We start from the raw sequence: 8,743 nt of genomic DNA, 5'->3' as shown, positions 1-8,743 counted from the left end.
GGCCAGGAGTCCTTCGGCGGCGGTGTTACGGACGTCGGCGCCGACGGACCGCTTCACGGCTAAGCTTCTGCTGTGAATCATTTCGACGACGACGACGTTTCCGCCTCCGCCGATCCCTCAGCCGCGGACCACTCGCGGCACGCCCGGGGCACCAAAGTGGACCGCCCGCGGATCGAGGCGGCCGTGCGGGAAATCCTGCTGGCCATCGGTGAGGACCCGGACCGCGGCGGGCTCCTGGACACCCCCAAAAGGGTGGCCAAGGCCTACGCGGAGATGTTCGCCGGCCTGCATCACGACCCCGCGGAAATCCTGTCCACCACCTTTGACCTGGACCACGAAGAACTGGTCCTCGTCAAGGACATTCCGTTCTACTCCACCTGCGAGCACCACCTCGTGCCGTTCCACGGAGTGGCGCACGTCGGCTACATCCCGTCCCACGAGGGCAAGGTCACCGGCCTGAGCAAGCTCGCCAGGCTGGTGGACATGTTCGCCAAGCGCCCCCAGGTGCAGGAACGCCTCACCACCCAGATCGTCGAAGCACTCGTTACACACCTGAAGCCGCGCGGAGCGATCGTGGTGGTCGAGTGCGAACACCTGTGCATGTCGATGCGCGGCATCCGCAAACCCGGTGCCAAGACCGTCACCAGTGCCGTGCGCGGTCAACTGCATGACCCGGCCACCCGCGCCGAAGCCATGAGCCTCATACTCGGAAGGTAATAAAACAGACTATGGACTCCCTAGCTGCAGCCCCTGGAACCGGACCCGCAACAAGCCCCTTGCCAATCCTGCGTAAACCGCGGGCGGCAGCCAAGTTTGACGATCTCCCCACGGACCGCACGCTGGTGATGGGCATCCTGAACGTCACCCCGGATTCCTTCAGCGACGGCGGCAAGCACCCGACGCCGGACACCGCCATCGCGGTTGGGCTGCGGATGTTCTACGCGGGCGCCGACATCATCGACGTCGGCGGTGAATCCACCCGCCCCGGCGCAGAGGAAGTCAGCCCCGAAGAGGAACAGCGCCGGGTCCTGCCGGTGATCGAAGCCCTGGTCAAGGCCGGCGCCCTGGTCAGTGTCGACACCACCCACGCCTCGACGGCAGCCGCAGCCCTCAAGGCCGGTGCCACCATCATCAATGACGTGTCCGGGCTGACGATTGAGCCCGAGATGGCCGACCTGGTTGCCCGCACCGGGGTCCCGTACGTCCTGACCCACCGCCGCGGCGACGCCAAGACCATGACCTCGCTCACGGACTATGGCAACGTGGCGGAGGATGTTGCCGCTGAACTGGTGGGCGTGAGGGACAAGCTCTACGCAGCCGGGGTGGCACCTGAACAGATCATCGTGGACCCGGGCCTGGGCTTCTCCAAGAACGATGCCCAGAACTGGGAGCTCCTGCGCAACATGGGTCCGCTCGAGGCCCTCGGCCACAGGATCCTGGTAGGGGCTTCCCGCAAGCGCTTCCTCGGCACCCTGCTGACCGTGGCCGGCAAGGCCGCGGCTCCCCAGGAACGGGACCACGCGACGGCGGCGATCACGGCCATCAGCGCCGCACGCGGTGCGTGGGCTGTTCGCGTGCACGACGTCGGACCCAGCCTTGACGCCGTCAAGGTCGCCGCACGGATGGCCGCCGGGCCGTCCGGCGACTCCAGTCCCACCAACTAGGCAGCCACGATGGACACAATCACGCTGAGCGGTGTAACCGCCGTCGGCCATCACGGGGTGTTCGATTTCGAACGCCGCAACGGCCAGCCGTTCATCGTTGATGCCGTGCTGCACCTGGATTTCACCAAGGCCGCCGCGTCGGACGACGTCCTGGACACCGCCCATTACGGCGAGGTGGCCGAACGCATCAAGCATTGGATCACCGGGGAGCCCCTCAACCTGATCGAGGCCCTTGCCGTGCGCATCGCCGAAGACCTCCTGCAGAAGTTTCCGCTGGCTGCCGTGGACATTACGGTGCACAAGCCCAAGGCTCCCATCGAGGTTGAGTTCGCCGACGTGTCCGTCAGTGTGCATCGGCGGCGGCCATGAACCCCCCGTACTCGAACAACCCCTATGTCCGTGCGGTACTGGCACTTGGCAGCAACCTGGGAGAGCGCAACGACACGCTCTCCAGCGCGGTCGCGGACCTTGTGGACCGGCCGGAGGTGCGTCTGATCGCGGTGTCCCCGGTGGTCCAAACGAAGGCAGTGGGCGGACCCGAGGGCCAGCCGGACTTCCTCAACATGGTGATCACCGTGGAGACCTCGCTGCCGCCGTCGGAGCTGCTCCGCCATTGCCAGGCTGTGGAAAACAAGCACCACCGGGTGCGTGAGGTCCGGTGGGGTCCGCGGACCATGGACGTGGACATCATCACCTACGGGGACGTGGTGAGCTCCGATCCCGCACTGACCCTGCCGCACCCCCGTGCCGCGGAACGTGCTTTTGTGCTGTACCCGTGGTCGCTGATCGACCCTGCGGCCGAACTCAGCGGCGTACGGGTGGGAGAGCTGGCGGCCAGGGCCGCTGATTTCCCGGACCTTGCCCCCTTCGACGGGTTCGGCGACTTCGACGGCCTGCCGACAGCGGGAGCAGTGGAGTAGGCCGTGAAACCCGTCAACCCGTTCCTGCTGATCGTTGTGGGGCTCATCCTCGCCATTGCCGGCTGGTTCGCGGCAGTCATGACCACCCGCTACGGCCTGGCCACCCCGGTGCTGCCCCAGACCGGCCTGGTGACCATGGGCGTGATCGTAGTGCTCACCCTGGTGCTGGGCATCCGCGTGCTGCGCTGGCGGAACGGCAACAAGAAGAAAATGCTTAACCCCATCCTGGCCGCCTGGACCCTGGTCCTCGCCCAGGCCTGTGCGTACACGGGAGCGGTTCTGCTGGGCTGGCACACCGGAATCTTCCTGGACCTCCTAAGGCTCTGGAACCTTCGCAGTGACCAGGGCATCACCTGGATGGCACTTTCCATGGCCGGCGGGGGACTGGCCATGATCATCGTGGGGCTTGTCGTGGAGCGCTTCTGCAGGATTCCGCCCGAAGACGGTGACGCCGACGGCGCACCGGGTATGCCCGAAAGAGGCGCCCGCAAACCCAAAGGGGAGGGCGAATATGCCTACGGAGGCGATTGATCCGCCGGGGATTTCCTGGCTCCGGGTTTCGCCCAAGTACGTGACCGTCCGCCTGGTTGAGTGGGCGTTCGGGAACCTGATCGCGGTGGCGCTGCTCTCGCTGCCGCTGGTGTTCACGCTGGCTGGCTGGTGGGACTGGGTTCCGCTCTGGCTGGCCATCACGGTCCCCGCGTTCATGCTGGTGCTGGCTGTCTGGCGGCTCCTGCTGATTCCGCGCCAGGTGCGGGCCATCGGGTACGCCGAACGCGACGACGACCTCCTGATCCGCGGCGGCATCTTCTTCCAGCGCACATTGGTGGTTCCCTACGGCCGGATGCAGTACGTGGACATCGGCGTAGGTCCCGTGGAACGAAGCCTCGGCCTGTGCACGCTGAAGCTGCACACGGCCTCGGCCGGTACCAATGCCGAGATCCCGGGCCTGCCGGCCGACGAAGGGGCGCGACTCCGCGAGCAGCTGTCCGCCCGGGGCGCTGCACGGCTGGCCGGGCTGTGACGCCTGCCGGGGCAGGAGATAGCCCCGCCACCTCCGGCGCCGCAGGGCAGGTTTCCGTGAAGCCCGACGGCGAGTGGCTGCGGGTGCATCCTGCTTCGCCGTTCATCCGGGGCTGGGTGGCCCTTGCCGCCATCGGCTTTTTCTTCGGCCGCGACACCTTCGAACGCCTCCTGCAGGGCAGGCCGCTCATGGACGAGATGTATTCCGGACGCGTGCCGTTCCTGCTCGCCGGCGGCGGACTGGTCCTGCTGCTGGCCGTGCTGGGGTTCATCATGACGTGGTACTTCACCCGCTACCAGGTGGCGGAAGGCTACGTCCGCGTTAACACGGGCTTCCTCTTCAAGCAGCAGCGCCAGGCGCGGCTTGACCGCGTGCAGGCCATCGACATCGTGCAGCCGCTGCTGGCCAGGATCTTCGGCCTTGCCGAACTGAAGTTCGAGGTGGCCGACGCCGGCGAATCGGCGGTGCGTCTGGCCTACCTCCGCATCGACGACGCCCGCCAGTTGCGGGCCACTATCCTGGCGCGTGCTGCCGGGCTGGAACCCGACCCGGAACGGCCCGGAGCAGCCCTGCCGGAGGCGCCGGAATTCGTAGTCCTGTCCGTGCCGCCGTCGCGCCTCGTCGGTTCCCTGCTGCTCAGCGAGCAGAGCTTCTTCGTGGCGCTGGGCGCCGTGGCATCCGTGGTGCTGTCCGCCCTCACCGAGAACCGCAGCTTCTACTTCTACCTGATCCCCGCGGCCCTTGGCCTGGCCGCCGCCTACTGGGCGTCGTTCAACAGGGGCTACAACTTCACCGCCGCCATTTCACCGGACGGCATCCGGCTCCGCTACGGCCTGCTGGACACGCAGGCCCAGACCCTGCCGCCCGGCAGGATCCAGGCCCTGAAGGTGTCGCAGCCGCCGCTGTGGCGGATCTTCGGCTGGTACCGGATGCAAGTGAACGTGGCCGGCTATGGCGGCCCCGGCAGCAACGGCGAGGGCGCGTCACGCACCACGCTTCTTCCGGTGGGCGTCCTGGCGGACGTCATGAGGATGCTGTCGCTGGTGCTCCCCGATCCGGGAACGCCGGACCCGGCCCGCGTCTTTGCCGCCGGCCTCACCGGATTGGCCCCGGCCGGAGGGTCTAATGCAGGAGGGTCACCGGCGCCAGCGGCAGGAGGGCCTGTCGCCGGAGATCCCGATGGCGGTTTCGTCACCAGCCCGCGCCGCGTGCGGTTGCTGGCTCCGCTGGGCCGGCGCCGCAACGGCTTCGCCGCGACGGATACGGCGTTGCTGATCCGCTCAGGCCGCTTGTGGCGCGAACTGGTGGTGGTTCCGCACCAGCGCACCCAGTCGATGGCCCTGCACCAGGGACCGCTGGCGCGGCGCTTCCGGGTGGCCGACCTGGTCCTGCACACCACGGCCGGGCCGGTGTCGCCGCGGGTCATCCAGGCCGGACTGGACGAAGCCCGCGCACTGTTCGATGCCCAGGCCGCCCGCGCCCGTGAAGCCCGCAAACGCCAGACCAGCGAGCAATGGCTCGCGCAGGTCGCCCCCCGCCAGCCCGATCATCAACAGAACCAGCAGGAGGGCCAGCAGCATGGCTAAGCCAGGACGCCTCGGCGTCGGAATCATCGGTGCCGGCAAGGTGGGGGCCGTACTCGGCGCGGCACTCCGCGCTGCCGAGCACGCCGTCGTCGGGGTTTCCGCGGTGTCCGACGCAAGCCGGGAACGTGCCGAAACCCTGCTGCCCGGTGTCCCGGTGCTCGAGGTGCAGGACATCGTGGAGCGCTCCCAGCTGGTGCTGCTGGCCGTCCCGGACGACGCCCTCGGCGGACTGGTGGAAGGCCTCGCCAAGCTTGGAGCGTGGCAGCCCGGACAGCTCGTGGCGCACACTTCGGGCCGCTTCGGCGTCGGGATCCTGCATCCGGTGCGTGCTGCCGGCGCCGTCCCGCTCGCTCTGCACCCCGCCATGACCTTCACCGGCATGAGCCTGGACCTCACCCGGCTGCTGGACTGCACGTTCGGGGTCACGGCGGACGCCGCGATGCTGCCCATCGCGCAGGCCCTGGTGGTGGAGATGGGTGCCGAGCCGGTGGCCATCGCCGAGGGCGACCGCATCCAGTACCACGCGGCCCTGGCGCATGGCTCGAACCACCTGGTCACCCTCGTTGCCCAGGCCTCGCAGCTGCTGCGCGAGGTGGGCGTCGAATACCCCGAACGCATGCTGGGGCCGCTCCTGCGGGCAACGCTGGAAAACGCGCTGGCCTCCGGCGAGTCGGCCCTGACCGGGCCGGTGGCGCGGGGCGATGCCGGCACGGTTGCCGCACACGCCGAGGCGCTGCGGGAACACGACGCCGGTGCCGGCGGCGATATTCTGGAGGCCTACCTGGCCATGGCGCGGGCCACCGCGCGCCGGGCAGCCGGCCGCGGGCTGCTGAAACCGGACCAGCTGGAGGCGATCCGGAACGCCCTGGCGGGCGTGGACGACGACGGCGTGGACAACGACGGGCCGCAGGCCACTGGAGGAAACTGACTTGGCGATCAAACTCGTGACCACCGCGGCGGAGCTGCGGGCCGAAAGCGGGCGGCTGCTGACTGAGAAACAGGGTGCGTCGCAAGGCCTCGTTCCCACCATGGGCGCCCTGCACGAAGGCCACGCCAGGCTGGCCCGCACGGCCGTCGAACAAAACGACGTTGTGGTGGCCAGCATTTTCGTGAACCCGCTGCAGTTCGGCGAGGCCGTGGACCTGGACCGCTACCCCCGGACCCTCGAGGCGGACATGGAACTCCTGGACGCCGAGGGGGTGGACCTGGTGTTTGCACCGTCCGTGGACGAGGTGTATCCGGGCGGCGAACCGCTGGTCCGGGTCACTGCCGGCCGCCTGGCCGAGAAGTGGGAAGGCGCGTCCCGTCCAGGCCATTTCGACGGCGCCCTCACCGTGGTGGCCAAGCTGCTCCACTACGGGATCCCGGGGGCGGGGCTGCCGGGCGGGGGCGCCTTCGTAACCGGCGCCGGTGCGGGCCTGCCGGCGTACCGTGCCTACTTCGGCCAGAAGGACGCCCAGCAGCTGACCCTGGTGCGGCGCATGGTGGCGGATCTGAACTTCCCGGTGGAGATCGTGGCTGTTCCCACGGTCCGGTCGGCTGACGGCCTGGCCCTGAGCAGCCGCAACAGGTTCCTGTCCGGGGAGGAACGCGAGGCAGCCCTGGTCCTGTCCCGGGCGCTGCGGCTCCTCGAAGAGCGCGCCAACGCCCACGAACCGCTGGACCTGGAATCCGCCCAGGCGCTGGTGGAATCGCAGCCCATGGTGGCGCTGGACTATTTCGACGTGGTGGACCCGGAGACGCTCGAACCGCTGGCCGAAAACTGCAAGGAAACACCGTTCCGCGGCGAGGGCCTGGCCATGATCGCAGCGAAGGTGGGACCTGTCCGGCTGATTGACAACGTGCCCCTCAGTTCCTGAACTTTTTTTCAATGACGGGAATTACCCCGGGGGATACACTGTTGGAATCTGCGGCGACGATGCTCGCCGGAAACCACTTCACCTCTCCCTAAGGGAATCCCATGTCTACAGACGTCTCTTCCAACGCCCACGGCGATCCCGTGGCCCCGGCCGCTCGGGCGGCGGAGGCGGCGCAGCCGGCCGGTCCGGTGAAGATGTCCCGCGAGTCGGTCACCATCATCGTCACCCTGCTGGTTGCCACGTTCGTGGTCATCCTCAACGAAACCATCATGAACGTCGCCCTGCAGCGGCTCATGGTGGACCTTGGTGTCGACGCCCCCACGGTGCAGTGGCTGTCCACAGGCTTTATGCTCACCATGGCCGTGGTCATCCCCACCACCGGATTCATCCTCCAACGGATGTCCACCAGGGCCGTGTTCATGCTGGCCATGGGACTCTTTTCGGGCGGCACACTCCTCGCCGCGCTTGCTCCGGGCTTCGAAATCCTGCTGCTGGCCCGCATCGTCCAGGCCGGCGGTACGGCCATCATGCTTCCGCTCCTGATGACCACCATCCTTACCCTGGTCCCCGTCGAACGGCGCGGCGCCGTCATGGGCAACGTGAGCATCGCCATTTCCGTTGCCCCCGCCATGGGTCCCACCGTCTCGGGCCTGATCCTCGAGCACTTCACGTGGCGCTTTATGTTTGTGTTCGTCCTGCCCATCGCACTGGCGGCCTTCGCCATCGGAGCCCGCTACCTCACCAACATCGGTGAGACCGAGAAGACCCGGCTGGACATCCCGTCCGTCCTGCTGACCGTCCCTGCCTTCGGCGGACTGGTGTACGGTCTCAGCCAGATCGGCGGCGGCCACGGCGGGCAGAGCGGCCCCGGTGCCACTGCTGTCGCTGCGCTGGCCGTGGGCCTGGTGGCCATGACTGCATTCGTTTTCCGCCAGCTGAAACTGCAGAAATCAGACGGTCCGCTGCTGGACCTGCGCGCGTTCAACTTCCGCATGTTCACCGTGTCCGTGCTGCTCCTGGTGGTGGCCATGATCGCCCTGTTCGGCGCGGTCATCCTGCTCCCGCTCTACCTTCAGGAAATCCGCGGGCTGAAGTCCCTGGAAACCGGCCTGGCGCTCCTGCCGGGAGGCCTGGCCATGGGCCTGCTGGGTCCCTTCATCGGCCGCCTGTTCGACAAGGTGGGCCCGCTGCCGCTGACCGTCACCGGTTCCATCATGATGGTGTTGTCCCTCTGGCAGTTCTCCATGCTGAACGCGGAAACGGCCGTGTGGTGGATCGTGGCCCTGCACGTGGTCCTCAGCCTGGGACTGGCGCTCCTGTTCACTCCGGCGTTCACCACCGGCCTCAACCCGCTGCCGCCGCACCTGTACTCGCACGGCTCAGCCATCATGAGCACGCTGCAGCAGGTGGCCGGTGCCGCCGGAACGGCGCTCCTGGTGTCGATCTACGCCGTCGTCTCCGCCGGATCAGGCATCGTCGCCGGAATGCATGCGGCGTTCCTGACGGCGGCCGCCATAGCCGTCGCCGCCGTCGTGCTTTCCGCCATGATGCGCAAAACCGCCGGTGCGGAACACCCGGTGCCTGCAGCGCACTAGCTCCACCCCTTAGGCTAGGCGACCCCCAAGCGACCCCCTAAGCGCACCCTTAAGCGCGAACGGATCCTTCTATGGTTGTCAAGCGTGGCAGAGGC

At 67.9% G+C, this 8,743-nt stretch carries 10 protein-coding genes; all 10 read left to right on the top strand.

What is annotated here, in order from left to right; all coding sequences use genetic code 11:
- Positions 1–72 precede the first annotated feature (72 nt).
- Positions 73–717, top strand: coding sequence for a GTP cyclohydrolase I FolE (folE, locus tag WMN78_RS12475; protein ID WP_340534034.1), 645 nt, complete (start codon positions 73–75; stop codon positions 715–717).
- Between the two features lie 11 nt (positions 718–728).
- A complete protein-coding gene (gene folP / locus WMN78_RS12470; RefSeq protein WP_340534033.1) occupies positions 729–1,664 on the top strand; it encodes a dihydropteroate synthase in 936 nt (311 codons plus the stop codon).
- 9 nt (positions 1,665–1,673) lie between these two features.
- Positions 1,674–2,033, top strand: coding sequence for a dihydroneopterin aldolase (gene folB, locus WMN78_RS12465; RefSeq protein WP_340534032.1), 360 nt, complete (start codon positions 1,674–1,676; stop codon positions 2,031–2,033).
- Complete coding sequence (gene folK / locus WMN78_RS12460) at positions 2,030–2,584, top strand: 2-amino-4-hydroxy-6-hydroxymethyldihydropteridine diphosphokinase (RefSeq protein WP_340534031.1); 555 nt, start codon at positions 2,030–2,032, stop codon at positions 2,582–2,584. The genes folB and folK overlap by 4 nt, the downstream gene beginning before the upstream one ends.
- Positions 2,585–2,587: 3 nt before the next feature.
- Entirely contained in the window at positions 2,588–3,115 is a 528-nt protein-coding gene (locus WMN78_RS12455) for a DUF3180 domain-containing protein (RefSeq protein ID WP_340534030.1), read from the top strand.
- Positions 3,096–3,608 (top strand): PH domain-containing protein, encoded by a 513-nt coding sequence (locus tag WMN78_RS12450; protein ID WP_340534029.1) that lies wholly within the window; start codon positions 3,096–3,098, stop codon positions 3,606–3,608. Before WMN78_RS12455 ends, WMN78_RS12450 begins: the two co-directional genes overlap by 20 nt.
- Positions 3,605–5,194, top strand: a complete 1,590-nt coding sequence (locus tag WMN78_RS12445) for a PH domain-containing protein (protein WP_425341149.1) — start codon at positions 3,605–3,607, stop codon at positions 5,192–5,194. The genes WMN78_RS12450 and WMN78_RS12445 overlap by 4 nt, the downstream gene beginning before the upstream one ends.
- Positions 5,187–6,122 carry a Rossmann-like and DUF2520 domain-containing protein gene (locus WMN78_RS12440; protein ID WP_340534028.1) on the top strand — a complete coding sequence of 312 codons (936 nt, stop codon included), beginning with the start codon at positions 5,187–5,189 and terminating at the stop codon, positions 6,120–6,122. The genes WMN78_RS12445 and WMN78_RS12440 overlap by 8 nt, the downstream gene beginning before the upstream one ends.
- A gap of 1 nt (position 6,123) precedes the next feature.
- Positions 6,124–7,053, top strand: coding sequence for a pantoate--beta-alanine ligase (locus WMN78_RS12435; protein WP_340534027.1), 930 nt, complete (start codon positions 6,124–6,126; stop codon positions 7,051–7,053).
- A gap of 101 nt (positions 7,054–7,154) precedes the next feature.
- Entirely contained in the window at positions 7,155–8,648 is a 1,494-nt protein-coding gene (locus WMN78_RS12430; protein ID WP_340534026.1) for a DHA2 family efflux MFS transporter permease subunit, read from the top strand.
- The last annotated feature ends 95 nt before the right edge of the window (positions 8,649–8,743 follow it).

It is taken from the genome of Arthrobacter oryzae, assembly GCF_037911235.1.
GTDB classification, from domain to species: Bacteria; Actinomycetota; Actinomycetes; order Actinomycetales; family Micrococcaceae; genus Arthrobacter; species Arthrobacter oryzae_E.
This window is presented reverse-complemented; position numbering and strand designations above follow the sequence as displayed.

Coding starts and splice junctions, on each gene's coding strand:
- folP (WP_340534033.1), top strand. CDS start 729: ATGGACTCCCTAGCTGCAGCCCCTGGAACCGGACCCGCAACAAGCCCC.
- folB (WP_340534032.1), top strand. CDS start 1,674: ATGGACACAATCACGCTGAGCGGTGTAACCGCCGTCGGCCATCACGGG.
- folK (WP_340534031.1), top strand. CDS start 2,030: ATGAACCCCCCGTACTCGAACAACCCCTATGTCCGTGCGGTACTGGCA.
- WMN78_RS12440 (WP_340534028.1), top strand. CDS start 5,187: ATGGCTAAGCCAGGACGCCTCGGCGTCGGAATCATCGGTGCCGGCAAG.
- WMN78_RS12430 (WP_340534026.1), top strand. CDS start 7,155: ATGTCTACAGACGTCTCTTCCAACGCCCACGGCGATCCCGTGGCCCCG.
- WMN78_RS12450 (WP_340534029.1), top strand. CDS start 3,096: ATGCCTACGGAGGCGATTGATCCGCCGGGGATTTCCTGGCTCCGGGTT.